The following is a 16,968-nucleotide window of genomic DNA, read 5'->3' as shown; positions in this document are numbered from 1 at the left end:
GGCCGGATTCAAATCACGAAAATCGACGAACCGGTTGTTTTTCGTGACTCAAGTTCACGGTGAGCCTGCATCGCGTCTTGAAGCGCGTAGCGCTGGTTGATTTCGATCCGAATGCGCCCTGCCCCCACATGGTCAAAGAGTTCCTCTGCCAACGCGGCCTTTTCCGACGGATCGGCGATATAGTCTGCCAGGGCCGGACGGGTGAGGTAGACAGAGCCCTTCATGGCCAGGATCTGGGGATTGAACGGTGCGATGGGGCCGGATGCCGTTCCTACGCAGACCATCAGTCCGCGGCGCTTTAGCGAATTGAGCGAAGCGTCAAATGTGTCTTTGCCGACGCTGTCGAACACCACGTTGACGCCCACGCCGTTGGTCAAATCGCGGACTCGTTTCGCGACGTCTTCACGGCTGTAGTCAATCGTGTGGTCGCAACCGTGAGCGCGGGCGACTTCGGCCTTGGCTTCACTCGACACGGTGCCAATGACGGTAAGACCGAGCAACTTGGCCCACTGCGAGACGATCAGGCCGACACCGCCGGCGGCGGCGTGCAGCAGGATGGTGTCACCCTCCATGAAGTCATGGATGCGCCGCATCAGGTAGGCTGACGTGAGGCCCCGCATGGTCATTGCGGCTGCGGTCTCGTACGTGATCGTTTCGGGAAGCTTGATTAACGGCGCGGCCGGGATCAGCCGCTCGGTGCTGTAAGCGCCCAAGGTGTTATAGGCCCCCGTGTAGGTCACACGATCGCCGACGGCGACATGCGTTACCCCCTCACCGACGGCTTCGACGATGCCCGCAGCCTCAGTACCGATGCCTGACGGCAAGGGCGCAGGATAGAGACCGGTACGGAAATAGATATCGGCAAAATTGAGGCCCACCGCAACGTGGCGCACCCTGACCTCGCCCGGACCGGGGTCCCCCACTTCACGCGCTTCATAGCGCAAGACCTCCGGGCCGCCGGTTTCGTGAAAGCGAACAATATGAGCCATGGCATCTTCCTCTGGATATTTCCGGGCTACCGGATGGAAAGCCGCGGTAGCGATTACCAGGAAGCTTACGCGAACGGCAAAAGCGAGCTATACTTTTGGCGCCATATTTTCGACATTTCATGCCATGATTCGTAGACGGCAGCCGTATAACGACAAGTGGCGTAACTGATGCCAGGAGTCTTGCAATGGATTTGCACGTTCGTGCGGCGACGCTTACCGGCTATTTTGAAGTCGCCCAGGCACTTCACTTCAGTCCTCGTGACTTGCTGCGCGAGGCCGGTATCAACCCCACTGTTTTGGCGACGCCAGAACAACTGGTTCCGGCAAAAGCAATGGTCTGGCTTCTCGAAGAATCCGCCAGGCGGACAGGAAAAATAAACTTCGGACTGCGAATGGCTGACGAGCGAAAAGCGTCCGGGCTGGGCGTCGTAGGCATGCTTCTCCCGCACCGGCGCACGCTGCGTGACGCGATCGAGACGCTGATCGAATATCGGCAACTGTTGAATGAGATGCTGGTGACCGACATCACGGACAACGGCAATGTCGTGCTCGTTCGTCAGGAGGTACTACCCGTGATTGGCCGATACTCACGTCAGGCGACGGAGCTTGCGATGGGGGTGTTGGTCAACGCATGCAGGATGCTGCTCGGTGCACGATGGCATCCCATGTCGGTGCACTTTACCCATTCGTCCCCTTCGGACCTGATGCTCCACAACCGTGTGTTTGGCTGTGAACTGGAGTTCGATAGTGAGCTCAATGGGTTCACGTGTTCAAGCAGCGATCTGGACGGCCTGAATCCGCTGGCCGATCCGTTCATGGTCGAGCAGCTTGAGCAGAGTATTCAGGCGCGACTGCATGTCAAACCCGATTCAACCACCCTTGCGGTACAGCAAGCGATTGTGCTTCTTCTCCCTGTGGGCCGTGCTTCCATTGACCAGGTGGCCGACCACCTGCACATGAGCGTAAGGACCTTGCAGCGCAGGCTTGACGACGAGGCGATGTCCTTCTCGGATATCGTTGACACGCTGCGACGAGATCTCGCCGTTCGCTATCTGATGAACAAGCGATACTCTGTCGAGCATGTCGCAATCCTGCTGGGCTATACCAGCCAAAGTGCATTTGGGCGCTGGTTCAAGCGTGAATATGGTCGCCCCCCCAAACAGTGGCGCACCGACGCATGCGAAATCGTTGCCCAGACGCCGCCACACCGGACATAGGGCAAAAAAATGCCCACCGCAAAGGCAACACTACCTTATATATCAATTACTTACGAAAACTTACCTCACCCTGCGACACGTAGCGAGTGTACCGCTACTGTACCGAACCGAGCGAATCCCGCGTTCCGCCCGAATACGCCCGCAGTGCTCGACCCCGCCATCCGAAGACGAACCCCCTTTTGAAAATCGATGGTTTATTGGACTCAAGGGAAACGCCTATAAACAACCGCGGCGGAAAGTACTATACATTCAATACGTTAGCGTAAGCGCCCGAGGGGCGGCAGCGCTCATCGATATGCCCGCCACCAGACATCGCGACGCAAGTCCCCACCGCGACCGCCGCGTCGATCGCGCCGGCATGCCCGCAGGACGCGTGAAACCCGGAACGCGAGCGGACCCACGGACGGTGAGAAATGAGCAGATATCTGAAGGCGCTTGCCACCGCGCTCCTGTTGATGGCCGCCTGCGTGCCGCTTACGGCGTCCGCCGAGGCAAAGTATCGCGTCGTCATCATGCCCAAGCTGGTCGGCATCAGCTATTACGACGCGGTTAAAGAAGGGATCGATGAGGCCGCGGGCGAGCTTCCGCAGATGCAGGTGATCTGGTCCGGGCCGTCCCAGAATCAGGTGGAAAAGCAGATCGAGATGATCGAGAAAATCATCCCGACCCGGCCGGATGTGATTGCCGTGGCGGCCAATGATCCCGTCGCCATTGCCCCGGTATTGAAGAAGGCCCGGGCGGCCGGCATCCACGTCATGAGCTGGGATGGCGACACGAAATTTCGCGAATTCTTCGTCAATCTTGTCAATTTCGACGAATTCGGCAAGCAGATTGTCGAAGCCATGAAAGACGAGGTCGGGCCGAATGGCGAAATCGCCATCGTCACCACGTCCTTCGCGGCACCGAATCAGTCGAGCTGGATTCAGGCGATCAAGAGGCACATCTACCTGAAGTATCCCGGGCTCAAGCTCGTGGATATCCGCCCCGCCGGCGAAAGCACCGAGGAGTCCTACCGGATAACCCAGGATTACTTGAAAGCCTATCCGTCACTAAAGGGGATTATCGCGCTGGGGGTCCCGAATCTCCCCGGCGTGGCCAAGGCCGTCAAGGATGCCGGCGTGGCGGGCAAGATCGCGGTGGTCGGCAATTCCACGCCGAATCTGATGCGCAACTATCTCAAGGATGGCACCGTAAAGACAGTCGTGCTCTGGAACGCCCGCGACCATGGCTATCTGACGACTTATTGCGCCTATCGAATGGCGACCGGCGCATTGAAGCCCGGCGTTGCGATCAAGGCGGGAAGATTGGGAACCTTCATGCCCGTCAAAGACGCTTTCAATATGCAAATCGCGCTGCCGGTCATGATCTTCACCAAGGAGAACGTGGACAAGTACCACTTTTAGGGCCTGTTTGTTATTTGTGTGAATATCCCTAGCTCCGGATCGATTGCCCGGAACACAAACGGCGAGGTCTTCGCATGAAAATAATGACTCGGTTCAATCTCATGTCTTTTGGGATTGTGCTGATCATGACAGCATTGGTATTGGGCGTGGGTACGCTTATCGTCACTGACATTCTCTACAAATCTCAAGAGCAGGTCTTGCGGCTTGAATTGGCGAATGCACGGCAGGCGTTGCTGCGCGAGTTGAATAGCGCCGGCGTGCGAGCGGCCACCGAAATGGCCGCCGAATTACAAAGCCAGCTCCTGCAGAAAGAGGGCTTGAAAAGTGCTCAGTTGACGATCGTTGAAATCCCCGATAACCGGGTCGTCTACCATCCCGTGCTTCACCCGGGCGATAGATTCAACCACCCGTTCATCGATGAAATGGTTCGCCGGCAAGAGGGCGTCATGGAATACACCCAGGGCGACATGTCGTACTACGCTACCTTCACAACGATCGATCCCATCGATTGGGTCATCAGTCTGTCCGTCGACAAAACGGAGATGCTGGCGCGGCGATCCGATTTTTTGCGCGCCATCGGCGGCATCGCCTTTATTCTCCTTTGCCTCAACGCAATTCTCGTCAGCCTTTATGGACGACGTCTGGTGACGCGTATCAGAACGACGCTCGATTGCGTCAACCGGATCGAGCAAGGGGAATTATCCGCGCGCATCCCCGTCGTGCCGATTCTCGACGAGATCGGACATCTGCAGGAAGGCATCAATGCGATGAGCGCGAGGGTCCAGCAGCGCACCGAGGAACAGCAGTCCGCGGAACAGGCGCTGCGCGAGCGGGAAGCACGCATTCGGCGGCTTGTCGAATCGAACATCATCGGCGTGTTCTTCTGGGACACCGACGGCAACGTCGCCGAGTCGAACGATGCGTTCCTGCGCATTGTCGGCTACTCCCGGGAAGATCTTCTCTCCGGGAAAATCGGCTGGAAGGATCTCACCCCGCCCGAATACCGTGCGGCCGACGCCCGGGCGATCGAGGAAGTGCTGCGCACCGGCGGTTCCACCCCGTATGAAAAGGAATACATCCGCAAGGACGGCACGCGCGTCCCGGTGCTGGTCGGCGGTACATTTTTCGAGGGATCGCAACGGCATGGCGTGGCGTTCGTGCTCGACCAGACCGAACGCAAACAGGCTGCGGCAGAACGGAATGCGCGGCTCACGGCCGAAGCGGCCAATCGGGCGAAGAGCGAATTCCTTGCAAACATGAGCCATGAACTGCGCACGCCGCTCAATGGCATCCTCGGCTACGCGCAAGTCCTGCGGCGCGACAAAGCGCTGGACGAACGGCAAATCGAGGGGCTCGGCGTGATCCAGCGAAGCGGCGAACATCTGCTGGCGCTCATCAACGACATCCTGGATTTTGCCAGGATCGAAGCTGGAAAGCTGGAGCTCAATCCGACCGGCATCCCACTGCCCAGGTTCCTGCGGGTGATTGCCGACATCGTCAGCATCGAGGCTGTCCAGAAAGGTTTGGGGTTCACTTGCGACATGGCGCCGGACCTGCCCAACGGGATACAGGCCGACGAGCGGCGGCTGCGCCAAGTGCTGCTCAACCTGTTATCCAATGCCGTCAAGTTCACCGAACGCGGTAGTGTGAGTCTGCGCGTCAGCTTTTTGCCGCCGGCCCGGGTGCGATTCGAGGTGCGTGATACCGGCGTCGGCATCGATAAAGCGCACTGGGATCTCATCTTCGAGCCCTTCGAGCAAGTCGAACACACGCGGCACCGGCCCGGGGGCACAGGCTTGGGGTTGGCGATCAGCCGGCGCTTTGTGCGCATGATGGGGGGCGACATCCACGTCGAGAGCCAGCCAGGCGTCGGCAGCACCTTCTGGTTTGAACTGGACGTGCCGATCGTCGCGGGCGAAGTGTCGGGGGCGCCGCCCGTATGGGCCGTGACCGGCTACAAGGGTGCGCGCAAGACCCTATTGGTCGTGGATGACGTCGCGGAGAATCGGGCCGTGGCAGTCGACATGTTGAGCCAGCTCGGCTTCGAGATGATCGAGGCGGTGAATGGCCGCGACGGACTGGAGAAGGCCCAAGCCGTGCGGCCCGCGTTGATCCTGATGGACAGTGTGATGCCGGAAATGGATGGGCTGGAGGCCACGCGCCGCCTGCGCCAACTACCGGATTTCAAGGCGGTACCGGTCATCGCCGTCTCCGCGAGCACTTCCGGCAGCGACGAGGAGAAATGCCTGGCGGCCGGCGCCAACGCCTTTCAACCAAAACCGATCGACATGGACAGGCTTTTGTCGCAGATCGCCATGCTGTTGAAGCTCGATTGGACCTACGACGTGCCGATGGCCGAGCCGTCTGCGCGGGCGCAAACGAACGGGCCCTTGGTCGCGCCTCCACAACAGGAGATGGAAATCCTGCACCGCCTGGCCCTGCTGGGCAGCATGCGCGACATCGCGCAGCGCGCCGCTCACCTGCCCGCTCTCGGCGAGCAGTATCGCCCCTTCGCGGACCAGTTGAGCGCGCTGGCCAAGGCGTATCAGTCCAAAGCCATCCTTAACCTCATCGAACAGTTCCTGGAACGGAGAGCGGCATCATGACAGCGACCTCGCCCCCCGCACCCGCCGCCCACACTATTCTGATCGTGGACGACACGCCCGCCAACCTGGGCGTGGTTGTCGAAGGTCTGCAGGACCACGGCTTCCGGGTCATCGTGGCGCAGGACGGCGAGGAAGGGTTGCAGCGTGCCGCCTTCGCGCAGCCGGATCTCATCCTGATGGACGTGATGATGCCGGGGCTAAACGGCTTTGAAACCTGCCGGCGCTTGAAAGCGCTGCCCGGCACGCGGGATATTCCGGTGATCTTCATGACGGCCCTGACGGAAACGGAAGATAAGCTGAGCGGCTTCAAGGCGGGCGGGGTCGATTATGTCACCAAGCCGTTGGCGATCGACGAGGTCATCGCGCGAGTGGGCACGCAGTTGAATCTGCACGGCATGCAAAAACAGTTGGAAGCGCAAAACGCACAACTGCAGCGGGAGATCGTCGAACGCCGGCAGGCAGAGGAAGCGCTCGACGCAAGCCATGAGATGATTCGCCGCCAGCGTGACGAGCTCAAGGCGCTCTACGACAAGATCGTCGTCGAGCAAGCGGTCTCGGAGCGGCTCTTGCTCAATTTGCTGCCGTCGCCGATCGCGCAGCGGCTGAAGGCGCTGCCTGAGCAAGTTGCCGGCCGCTCCCTGCAAGTCATCGCCGACAGCTTTCCGGAAGTGACGGTATTGTTCGCCGACATCGTGCAATTCAGCCGATTTTCGGCGGGGATGAGCCCGGAGCGTCTGGTGGCGCTGCTCAATGAAATCTTCACCGACTTCGACAGCATCGCCGACATGCGCGGCCTCGAGAAGATCAAGACCATCGGCGATGCGTATATGGCCGCCGCCGGACTGCCCTTCCCCGCGGCCGACCATGCGGCGCGGGCGGCGCACATGGCGCTGGACATGATCGACGCGCTGACGCGCTTCAATGAGCGCAACGGGTTCAATCTGCAGCTGCGCATCGGCATCAACAGCGGCGCGGTGGTGGCCGGTGTCATTGGCAAGCGCAGGTTCATCTACGATCTGTGGGGCGACGCGGTGAACATCGCCAGCCGCATGGAGTCGCATGGCGTGGCCGGGCGCGTGCAGGTCACCGAGATCACGCGGCAATTGCTCGGCGATGCGTTCGAACTCGAGGAGCGCGGCAGCATCGCGGCCAAGGGCGCGGGCCGCTTGCACACCTGGTTCCTCGTCGGCCGGGCGGGCGCGTTGGCGCGATGAACGCCGGCACGCGATCCGTCGGCGGGGCTGTGAGCCAGACCCAGGCGCGCTTCCTGGCGCTGTGGTCGCGCTGCGGCGGGAGCGACGCAAATGATGTCTACGCCGAACTGGCGGCTCACTACGCTGAGCCGACGCGCCACTATCACACCCTTCATCACGTGCGTCGCTGCATGCGCGACCTCGACTGGGCGCGCGCGGCGATCCCCGCCCCCGACGCCGTGGAACTGGCGCTGTGGTGCCACGATGTGGTCTATCGCCCTGGCGCGAAGGACAACGAGCGGTGCAGCGCCGAATGGTTCGAGCGCCGGGCGGCGGGCGGCATCGCCGCGGCTGGGCATATCGCCGGGATGATCGAGGCGACCACGCATCTGTATGCGCCAACCGATCTCGATACCTGCTTTACTGTCGACATCGACCTGGCGGTCTTGGGGAACGATCGCGTGCGTTTTTTACGGGATGAGGCGCACCTGCGGGCCGAGCGCACCGATCTGGACGATATCGCCTATGACACCCGCGAGCGTTCCTTCCTGAGCGCCCTGCTGAAGCGCCCCCGGATTTACCATACCGACATATTCCGTGACCGCTTCGAAGCCCGCGCCCGTCGCAATCTGACCTGGCGGCTCTCCCTGCCGGCAGTGCGCTGAGCGCCCACTGCAAATCGCCGAGGAATCAATCGCTCATGCCCCACAACGTCAGAGTTGCAAGCGCTACGCTTACTGCAGCGGCCAACGCGGTCGCGGGCCGCTGGACCGTCCCCCGGAGGAGACCGGAATGAAGCCGACGCCATCGTCCTCGAACTCGATCCGCCGCATCAATATCGCGCTGCAAGGCGGCGGCAGCCACGGCGCGTTCACGTGGGGCGTGCTCGACCGCCTGCTCGAAGACAGCCGCATCGAGATCGACGGCATCAGCGGCACCAGCGCCGGCGCGATGAATGCCACGGTACTGGCCTACGGACTCGCTTCCGGCGGACGCGAAGCGGCGCGCCGCGCGCTCGAAGCGTTCTGGCACAAGCTTGCCGAATGGGCGCGGTTCAGCCCGCTGCAACCGACCTGGATGGACCGGATGATGGGGCGAGGCAATATGAACCTGTCACCGATGTGGCTGATGTTCGACTATCTCACCCGCTTCTTTTCGCCGTACCAGTTGAACCCGTGCAACGTGAACCCGCTGCGCGACATGCTGTCGAACACAGTCGATTTCAACGTGTTGCAAAACAGTTCGAGCATCAAGCTGTTTCTGTGCGCGACCAACGTGCTGACAGGTCGCATCCGCATCTTCACTAATCGCGAGATCGGCATCGAGGCGGTGATGGCGTCGAGTTGCTTGCCGCACCTGTTCCAGGCGGTCGAGATCGACGGCGAATATTATTGGGACGGCGGCTATATGGGCAATCCGCCGATCTATCCGCTTATTTATGAAACCGACACCAATGATGTGTTGATCATCCGCCTCAATCCGATTCGCATTCCTGATGTGCCGAACACGGCACAGGAGATTCTTGATCGCGTCAACACGCTGAGCTTCAATTCCTCGTTGATGCGTGAGATGCGAGCCGTCGACTTCGTTACGCGCCTGATCGACGAAGGCGCGCTGGACCGCACGCAATACCGGCGCATGTTCATTCACAGCATCGATGCGGAACAGGAAATGGCGCGGTTGGGGGTATCGAGCAAGTTCAGTGCCGATCGGAAGTTCATATGTGAACTCTTCGCACTCGGTCGCGAGCGGGCTGATGCGTGGCTGAAGGCGAATTTCGATGCGCTGGGGCAGCGGTCGTCCACGGACATTACCAAGACGTTTCTTTGAGCAGAGTCGTCGAAAAATGCCAATCAGAAATGAACTGACCTTAAAAAAGTTGGACGGGTAAGGTTAAGTGGCCATCAAGGGCTGAGTCCTGTCCTGATAAAAAAAGCCCTTGGCGCAACCGCCAAGGGCTTTCGTACTGCATGGTAGGCCGTGCTGGGTTCGAACCAGCGACCAAGGGATTATGAGTTTGGCCGTAACGCGCTATGCCTAGAGAAATCAAGCGCCCGCGAGAGGAGTCTGTAGCAATAAAAAGCAGCGATTTCAGTAACTTAGCGAAGTTTGGCAAAACTGACGTCTGTACTGCATGTGTACCGATGCAAGCCACGGAATCACAAATTTCGGTCGCGCCCGAGATGAACCATTTCACGGCGTTCAGCCACGACCTCCGAGGCCTGTTCTGGATCTCGCAAAGCGCGGACAAAAGGTACCTGTAGCGGCGGATCGGCTCACCGTCAATCGACGTCTGCTTGCGACTGCTGGTTCAACCGATGGATGCAACAGAATAGAGTGCCCCCGCATTGCAGCGGGTTAGCCATCTTTTGTGAGAACGCGCCGTCTACTCTTCTCACAGAAGACGAGAAATTCCTATTGCATTCCCAAAATAGACGATCGGGCGCGTTGCGCGATGGCCGCGCGCGGCCTCCCTCGAATTGACAACCGGAATTTTTGTGATTACTATGTGTGATCACAATAAACGCCAGTCTGATCTGAATGCGCTGCCCGTCCCACCTCGCGAACTCGTCTTGCCTGCGGCTACCCGTCGCACCCCAACTGATCCTCGAGAGCCAACATGCCGCACGTTGACAATACCGCCACCAGCGAAATGTCGCTTGACCCGGCTGCCGCCTCCGCCGTGGAAGCGCAGCCGCAGAAGCGGCGCAAAGGCTTGCAGGACAAGGTCTACACCCAACTGAAGCATGGCCTGATGATCGGCGCGTTCGTGCCCGGGCAGACAATCACCCTGCGCAAGCTCGCCCAGACACTCGGCACCAGCCCAATGCCGGTGCGCGAGGCCATCGCTCAGCTCGTCACCGCCAACGTGCTCGAGATCCAGCCCAACGGCTCGGTGTGCGTGCCGCGCCTGACCGAGGCCCGCTTCAATGAAATCACGCTCGTGCGCAAATCGCTCGAGGGCATGGCGGCGTCCGAGGCGGTCGCGTATTCAAGCAGCAAGCTGATCAAGCAGCTCGATCGAATCAACAAGGAATTGCTGAACGCGATCAAGACGCGCGACATCCTCGGCTGCCTGTCGAAGAACCAGGAATTCCACTTCACGCTGTACCGGGCCTACCCGTCCGAAGTCCTGATCCCGCTAATCGAAACGCTCTGGCTGCAGGCCGGCCCGATCATGTACTTCTCGCTGTCGGCGCCTGACACCAATTGGGACGCGTCCGTACACGAGGAAATCCTCGCCGCGCTCGCCGCGAAAGACCCGGTGGCCATTCGTCAGGCCGTCGAGAAGGACATCGCCGGCACGGCGCGCTACCTGCTTCAGTCGTCGATTTTCCGCGCCGAAAGCGGGCCGATCATGCAGTTGCGCTTGAACGACTGATCAGCGCCTGTCCGGCTTTCGGTAATTCCCGCGGTTCGCCGCGGACCCTCCACTGGATCCGATCATGTCCGATACGCTCGCCGCCCGACTGCAAGGCCTCGGCCTCCAACTGCCCGACTGCAGCACGCCCGCCGCCAACTACGTGCCGTGGGTACGCACCGGCAACCTGCTGTTCATTTCCGGGCAGGTTCCCAAGCGCGACGGCGAAGATGCCTATATCGGCAAGCTCGGCGACGAATTCGGCATCGAGGACGGACAAGCCGCTGCGCGGCTGTGCGCGCTCAATATCCTCGCGCACCTGAACGACGCGGTCGAAGGGGACGCCTCGCGCGTGCGGCGTTGCGTGCGCCTCGGAGGCTTCGTCAACTCTACGCCCGCCTTTGACCAGCACCCCAAGGTGATCAACGGCGCCTCCGATCTGATGGTCGACGTGCTCGGCGTCGCCGGCAAGCACGCGCGCGCGGCGGTCGGCGTCGCGGCCCTGCCGCGCAACGTCGCAGTGGAAGTCGATGCGATCTTCGAAATCGACTGAGTCCGCCATGTCCGATACGGCATCGCCGGGCGCCCGCCTGCCCGTCCACATCCTGACCGGCTTCCTCGGCAGCGGCAAGACGACCCTGCTGCAGCATTTGCTCGCGGACGAGGCCATGCACGATACGGTCGTGCTCATCAACGAGTTCGGCGAAGTCGCGATCGACCACCTGCTTGTACAGGCATTGACCGACGAGATCGTGCTGCTCAAGTCGGGCTGCCTGTGCTGTGCGGTGCGCGACGACCTCACGCAGACCCTGATCGACCTGGCGGCGCGGCGCCGGGCCGGCGACATCCCGCCATTCTCGCGCGTCGTCGTCGAAACCACCGGGCTGGCCGATCCCGCGCCGATCCTGCTCACACTGATGTCCGAGGAACTGGTCACGCGCGACTACGCATTGGCCGGTCTCGTCGCTACCGCCGATGCCGAGCACGGTCAATTGCAGCTCGACACGCATGCCGAGGCACTCAAGCAGGCCGCGCTTGCCGACGTCATCGTGATTACCAAGACCGACTGCATGCCCGCGCCAAGCATCGACACGCTGGCAGAGCGGCTTGCCGCGCTGAACCCGTCGGCCGTGCAACATCGCAGCACCCTGTCGACCCCGCCCTCGCCGCGCGCGTTGTTTGGGACATTGCGTTTTTCCTTGGATGCGAAACGCGGCTCGGCGCTCGCGTGGCTCGCAGCCGAGCGTCACGCTGCCAAGCACTCGGATGACGCCACGATCGGCAACAATGACCATTCTGCCGCCCCCGATGCGGCGCAGGGGCGCTATCTGCGGCACGACATGCGCGTTGGCAGCTTCTGCGTCATGCTGGACGCGCCGGTCGACTGGCCTCGCTTTGAGGAATGGCTAAGTCTGCTTCTTGTAAGTCGCGGTAAGGACATCCTGCGCATCAAAGGTTTGCTCGACGTCAGTGGCAGGCCGGGCGCAACGGTGATCCACGGAATCCATCACGTCTTCTATCCACCACAATGCTTACCTGACTGGCCATCGGACGATCGACGATCGCGACTGGTCTTCATCACCACCGGCCTGCATGCACAAGCGATCGCACGCTCGCTCGAGGATTTCACCGACGTGCGTGCCACGATCCTGCGTTAGTTGCCCGCTGGATTCGCCACGCGGAAAAGCACAAAGGCCCGGATCACCCCGGGCCTTTGTTGCTTCTGTCCAGCCGTCTCAATCGTAGGTCGTCGACACCACCGGTGTGGCGTCGCCCAACCCCGCCCGCTCAACGATGCGTGCCGCACGCTCTCGCGCCTCGGCGCGCAGCGGCTTCTCGTCGATGGTGGTCACCCGGTCGTCGCGATACAGCGCGCGCCCGTCGACCCAGGTCTGGGCCAACGAGGCGGGACTCGCCGACCAGACGAGCGCTTGCAGTGGATCGCCATACGGCGTCCATTCCGAATGGTCGAGATCGAACAGCAGGAAGTCTGCCTTCTTGCCCACCTCGAGCGAGCCGATCTCGTCGTCCCAGCCGAGCATCTGCGCATTCTCGATCGTCGCCATCCGCAGCGCCTTGCGCGCGCCGATCAGCGTCGCATCGACGCGCGCGTCCTTGAACAGGCCCGCGACCACGTACATCTGCCGCATCAAGTTCAGGTTACCGCCGGCCGACACGCCGTCGGTGCCCAAGCCGACCGTCACGCCCGCCTCGATCAGCTCGGGGTAACGCCCGCCGGGCGAGGCAGCGCCTTTGCCGAGCTTGAGCGACGTGGCCGGACAGAACGCGACCGAGGTACCGTGCTCGGCCATCTGCTCGATCTCGTATTCGGTGACGGCCACCGCATGCGCAATGACGAGATTGGGCCCAAGGCCGCCCGCGTCGCCAATCCGCTGCACCGGCGTCTTGCCGTACTTGCGCTCGGACACGCGCATTTCCTCGACGCTGGTGGCCAGGTGATAGGTCGTGCCGACGCCGAGCTTCTGCGCCAGCGCACGTGCCCCCACGTGCAACTCGAGGCTGCACGGCTCCTTGCCTTCGATGTTGACCCAGCAACGCACGCGGCCGCCGGCACGCCCGTGCCACTCCTTGACGGTGTCTTCGAGCACGGAAAGCGCGGTCTGCGCGTCAGGGAAGAAATGGTGGTCCATCATTTCTTCGGTCCAGCCGTGCGGCACCTGCTGGGGCCGCACGTCGGCCGCGTGGCGTCCGGTGATGCCGCGCATGCCGATCGCGTCGATCGCGCGCGCCACGCCGCCGACATCGTTCTGCGCCCCCATGTCGAGAAAGCACGTGGTCCCGTTGCGCAGCATTTCCGCCATGCCGAGCCTCGCCCCCACCACTTCGTCCTCGCCGTTGACGTGCGCGTAGAACGGCTTGGCCCAGTGAAAAACCCAGGCGCGTGTGTTGAGGTTGTCGGGAAAGACCGCGCGCGAGAGTGTTTCCGACAGGTGCACATGACCGTCGATGAACCCCGGCACCACGCCGTAGCGGCTGGCATCGATGATCTCGTCGAACGCCTCGCGCGGATAGCGCGAGGCAATCTCCGCCGCCGGGCCAAGCGCCGCAATACGGTCGTTCTCGACCACCATCGATGCTCGTTTCAGCACGGTGTCGTGTCGGTCGACCGTCAGGGCAAACTCCAGATTCTCAAGCAGTGTACGCATTGCCAACCTCGTTATCGAACAAGCAACAATTGATCCGTATTCGCGTAATCGGAGAGCAGTTCCGCACCGGTGTCGGTCACTAGTACCATATCCTTGTTCTGCATGCCATAGCCGTAGCCGGTGCGGTAGACAAGCGGTTCGATCCCCAGCACCATGCCGGCCTCCAGCGGGGTGTCGGAATACATGCCGAGGTAGGGGTCCTCGTGCAGATGCAGGCCGATGCCGTGCCCGACGAACGAAATCGGCGGCAGCTTGAGCTCAGCCATCTTGGCGAGAAAGGCCTCGTAGATCCGGCGGGAACTTGCACCGGGCTTGATCATGTCGAGCAATTGGTACTTGCACTCGACCAGCTTGGCCCAGATCTCCTCCGCATGCTCAGGCGCTTCCTGCACGACAGCGGTCCGGCACACGCCGGCCTGGTAGCCGTCCTTGACGGCGAAGATCTCGACGCGGCAAACATCCTTGCGCTGCAAGCGCCGCTCCGACGGCCCGACGTTCGGCAACTCGCTGCGCTCGCCCGTTGCCACGATCATCAACTTGAAGTGCGTGGCGCCAAGCGAATAGACGCCACGCGTCAGCGCGGCGGCGATATCCATCTCCGAGCTGCCCGCCTGAACTGAGGCGAAGGCATCCGTGATGGCCTGGTCGGCAATGCGCGATAGCGATCGAAGGCGCGCGATCTCGTCCGGCGTCTTCAACTGGCGCAGGCGAGCGAGCCGCTGTTCGACCGCGACGAAGCGGGCGCCGGGCAGGAATCCCTGCAGGCGTGCGAAATCGCCGGCCGGCAAGTAGTCCATCTCCATGCCGATCTTCCCGGCGGCGAGTCCCATGCCGGTCAGTTGCGACGCCAGCACCGCCATGGCGTCATCGGTAAACTCGCCCCAGACGCGCAGCGGCGTCTCAGGCGCCTGGCGCCGGATCGTCGTCTCCTCCATGTCCACGCCGAACAATTGCGCCCCACCGTCGGCCGTCACGATGGCCATGGCGTGACGATGGCGCAGCAGCGGCTGCGACGGCACGACGAAGCCGGTGACGTACGCGAAATTCTCCGGCGAGGACGCGACGATGGCGTCAAGGCCCTCGGCCTGCATCACGCGAACCTGCCGGGCGATGATGTCTGCACGCATGTGTCTTCTCCTTGTCTTAGGCGCTCAATCGCGCACGAGGTACTGGTTGATCTTGTCCATGTCGACGTTGATCCCCATGCCCGGCCCTTCGGGCACTTCGATCGCGCCGTCGACGATACGCATCGACGTGCGTATCAGGTCGTCCTTGTAGTAGATGCCGCCGACGCGGCCCGCCAGGTCCTCGGCACGGGTCGATAGCGGCACCACGCAAGACAGGGTGGCCGCCGGCGCCGCCGACGCGAGATGGATGTTGGCGAGATTGCCGACACCGGTCTCGACCGAGCCGTTGACGTTGCAGAGGATGCCTGCGGCACGGGCGACCGCCGCCACTTCCATGGCGCGATACAGGCCACCCGGCTTGGTCGTGTAGATTGAGACGATCTCGGCGGCGCGCCGCTCGATGATCTGGATCACGTCGTGAGCATTCCACGCACTCTCGTCTGCCATCACGGGGGTGTCGATCGCCCTCGCGACTTCTGCAAGCCGCTCAATGCCCATCACCGGCTGCTCCGCGTACTTGAGTCCGTAGGCTTCCATCTCGCGAATCGTGCGGATCGCCAAGCCGGCCGTCTCGTAGCCTTCGTTCGCGTCAACGCACAGCTCGACCGACGGCCCGACCGCCTCGCGCACGCGGCGGACCATCTCGATGTCGCGTTTCGGATCGACACCGACCTTGATCTTGATCGTGCGAATGCCCTCGGCGGCCACCTGCGCCACCTCGCGGACGGCCTGGTCGATCTCGATCAGGCCGATCGAATGCGTGACAGCCACGCGCTTGCGCGACTGGCCTCCGAGGAGGGTATGCACCGGCACACCGAAACGCCTTCCGGCGAGATCGTAGGCCGCGAAGTCCACCGCCGCCTTCGCGTACGGATAGCCCTTGATCACCCGGTCCATGCGTTGATGCAGTTCGGCGATATTGCCGACCTCAAGACCCCGGATGGAAGGCGCGAGGTATTGCTCGATGACGAGCCGAGCGATCGCCGGCGACTCGCCGAAGTAACGGCCGAACTCTCCGCCCCAATCCTTTAGCGCGGGCGCCTCGCCCCAACCTTCGTTGCCTGCGTCGTCGCGCAGCCGCACGAGGACGTAGCGGCCGATCGGTTCTGTCAGACCGGTCCACTTGTGTTCGCGCCGTGTCGGCAAATGCACGAGCATGGTTTCAAGCGATGCGATTTTGCTCAAGATAGCTCTCCATCAATGAAAGGACGGCTGCGTTCCGATGCCGGAACGCGCTAGGACGTATGCACGATGCCGGCGCCGAAGCCGCTAAGTCGCGCGCCGAGCCCAATAGGCCCCACGCTGTCGGTCGAATAGTTGTAGATCCAGCCCGCGTTGTTACGCAGAAACGAGGCCAGCGCGTACAGTTCGGTGCGCTTGGACAGGGCATAGCCGTTGGCGTCGGCGATCGTATTGGGGACGAAGGGGTCGGTCGGCACATTGGAGACAACATCGTCACCAATGTCTGCGCCGTGGCGATCGCCGGCATGCAGATCGCTGCAATGGCCGGCACGGTGAGCATGCATCCGCCCCGCGTCCACCTGCGGACCCTGCAGGTCGATGCACGTACCCGCGCCGGTGCCCTTGTCGCTCGTCTCATTCTGTCTCCTCCATCATTGGCTGTGATATGCCCAACACGTAGCGTTCGCGAGGGTCATGGGATGCTCCCGAGCTGCCTTGGCGTTTCCCCGCCAACGTCGCGCCGCGACTGTCTCGCCGGCCTGGAAGTCGTGCCGGCGCGAACGGCTCGCCGGCCGCCCTCTCTCATTCGACGGTCTTCACCATATCCTCGACGACCTTCTTCGCGTCGCCGAACACCATCATGGTTTTGTCGAGATAGAACAGTTCGTTGTCCAGCCCGGCGTAGCCGGCGGCCATCGAGCGCTTGTTCACGATGATCGTCTT

General features: G+C 61.9%; 15 protein-coding genes. 9 read left to right on the top strand and 6 right to left on the bottom strand.

Annotated features, from left to right (window positions below):
- Window positions 1–8 precede the first annotated feature (8 nt).
- A complete protein-coding gene (locus PTE30175_RS15745) occupies window positions 9–989 on the bottom strand; it encodes a quinone oxidoreductase family protein (protein WP_150698016.1) in 981 nt (326 codons plus the stop codon).
- 185 nt (window positions 990–1,174) lie between these two features.
- Here PTE30175_RS15745 and PTE30175_RS15740 point away from each other — a divergent pair, with 185 nt between their 5' ends.
- The 9 genes from PTE30175_RS15740 (at window position 1,175) to PTE30175_RS15700 (ending at window position 12,427) form a co-directional block, all read left to right on the top strand.
- Window positions 1,175–2,206 (top strand): AraC family transcriptional regulator, encoded by a 1,032-nt coding sequence (locus tag PTE30175_RS15740; protein WP_150698015.1) that lies wholly within the window; start codon window positions 1,175–1,177, stop codon window positions 2,204–2,206.
- Between the two features lie 413 nt (window positions 2,207–2,619).
- Complete coding sequence (locus PTE30175_RS15735) at window positions 2,620–3,609, top strand: substrate-binding domain-containing protein (RefSeq protein ID WP_224788802.1); 990 nt, start codon at window positions 2,620–2,622, stop codon at window positions 3,607–3,609.
- 125 nt (window positions 3,610–3,734) lie between these two features.
- Window positions 3,735–6,215 carry an ATP-binding protein gene (locus PTE30175_RS15730; protein ID WP_191629095.1) on the top strand — a complete coding sequence of 827 codons (2,481 nt, stop codon included), beginning with the start codon at window positions 3,735–3,737 and terminating at the stop codon, window positions 6,213–6,215.
- Window positions 6,212–7,429: an adenylate/guanylate cyclase domain-containing protein gene (locus PTE30175_RS15725; RefSeq protein WP_150698013.1), complete on the top strand. Its 1,218-nt coding sequence runs from the start codon at window positions 6,212–6,214 to the stop codon at window positions 7,427–7,429. Before PTE30175_RS15730 ends, PTE30175_RS15725 begins: the two co-directional genes overlap by 4 nt.
- A gap of 29 nt (window positions 7,430–7,458) precedes the next feature.
- On the top strand, window positions 7,459–8,073 hold the full coding sequence (locus PTE30175_RS15720; RefSeq protein WP_224788801.1) for an HD domain-containing protein: 615 nt from the start codon (window positions 7,459–7,461) through the stop codon (window positions 8,071–8,073).
- A 127-nt stretch (window positions 8,074–8,200) separates the two neighbouring features.
- Window positions 8,201–9,238 carry a patatin-like phospholipase family protein gene (locus PTE30175_RS15715; protein ID WP_150698011.1) on the top strand — a complete coding sequence of 346 codons (1,038 nt, stop codon included), beginning with the start codon at window positions 8,201–8,203 and terminating at the stop codon, window positions 9,236–9,238.
- A 790-nt stretch (window positions 9,239–10,028) separates the two neighbouring features.
- Window positions 10,029–10,790, top strand: a complete 762-nt coding sequence (locus PTE30175_RS15710; RefSeq protein WP_150698010.1) for a GntR family transcriptional regulator — start codon at window positions 10,029–10,031, stop codon at window positions 10,788–10,790.
- Between the two features lie 64 nt (window positions 10,791–10,854).
- Window positions 10,855–11,322 carry a RidA family protein gene (locus tag PTE30175_RS15705; protein WP_150698009.1) on the top strand — a complete coding sequence of 156 codons (468 nt, stop codon included), beginning with the start codon at window positions 10,855–10,857 and terminating at the stop codon, window positions 11,320–11,322.
- Between the two features lie 7 nt (window positions 11,323–11,329).
- The gene (locus PTE30175_RS15700; RefSeq protein ID WP_191629094.1) at window positions 11,330–12,427 is read left to right on the top strand and encodes a CobW family GTP-binding protein; all 1,098 of its coding nucleotides are present in this window, start codon (window positions 11,330–11,332) and stop codon (window positions 12,425–12,427) included.
- A gap of 78 nt (window positions 12,428–12,505) precedes the next feature.
- Here the strand turns inward: PTE30175_RS15700 and PTE30175_RS15695 are convergent, their stop codons facing one another.
- From PTE30175_RS15695 to PTE30175_RS15675, 5 genes are all read right to left on the bottom strand, one after another.
- Complete coding sequence (locus PTE30175_RS15695; protein ID WP_150698007.1) at window positions 12,506–13,936, bottom strand: amidohydrolase family protein; 1,431 nt, start codon at window positions 13,934–13,936, stop codon at window positions 12,506–12,508.
- An 11-nt stretch (window positions 13,937–13,947) separates the two neighbouring features.
- The gene (locus PTE30175_RS15690) at window positions 13,948–15,063 is read right to left on the bottom strand and encodes a M24 family metallopeptidase (protein WP_150698006.1); all 1,116 of its coding nucleotides are present in this window, start codon (window positions 15,061–15,063) and stop codon (window positions 13,948–13,950) included.
- 24 nt (window positions 15,064–15,087) lie between these two features.
- Entirely contained in the window at window positions 15,088–16,248 is a 1,161-nt protein-coding gene (locus PTE30175_RS15685; RefSeq protein ID WP_150698005.1) for a mandelate racemase/muconate lactonizing enzyme family protein, read from the bottom strand.
- Between the two features lie 50 nt (window positions 16,249–16,298).
- Window positions 16,299–16,589, bottom strand: coding sequence for a hypothetical protein (locus tag PTE30175_RS15680; RefSeq protein ID WP_150698004.1), 291 nt, complete (start codon window positions 16,587–16,589; stop codon window positions 16,299–16,301).
- 238 nt (window positions 16,590–16,827) lie between these two features.
- Window positions 16,828–16,968 (bottom strand): NAD(P)(+) transhydrogenase (Re/Si-specific) subunit beta (locus PTE30175_RS15675; RefSeq protein WP_150698003.1); only part of this gene is annotated, 141 nt, incomplete at its 5' end.

It is taken from the genome of Pandoraea terrae, assembly GCF_902459695.1.
In the GTDB taxonomy this organism is placed as follows: domain Bacteria; phylum Pseudomonadota; class Gammaproteobacteria; order Burkholderiales; family Burkholderiaceae; genus Pandoraea; species Pandoraea terrae.
The sequence above is the reverse complement of the archived record's forward strand: the minus strand, read 5'-3'. Positions and strand labels throughout refer to the sequence as shown.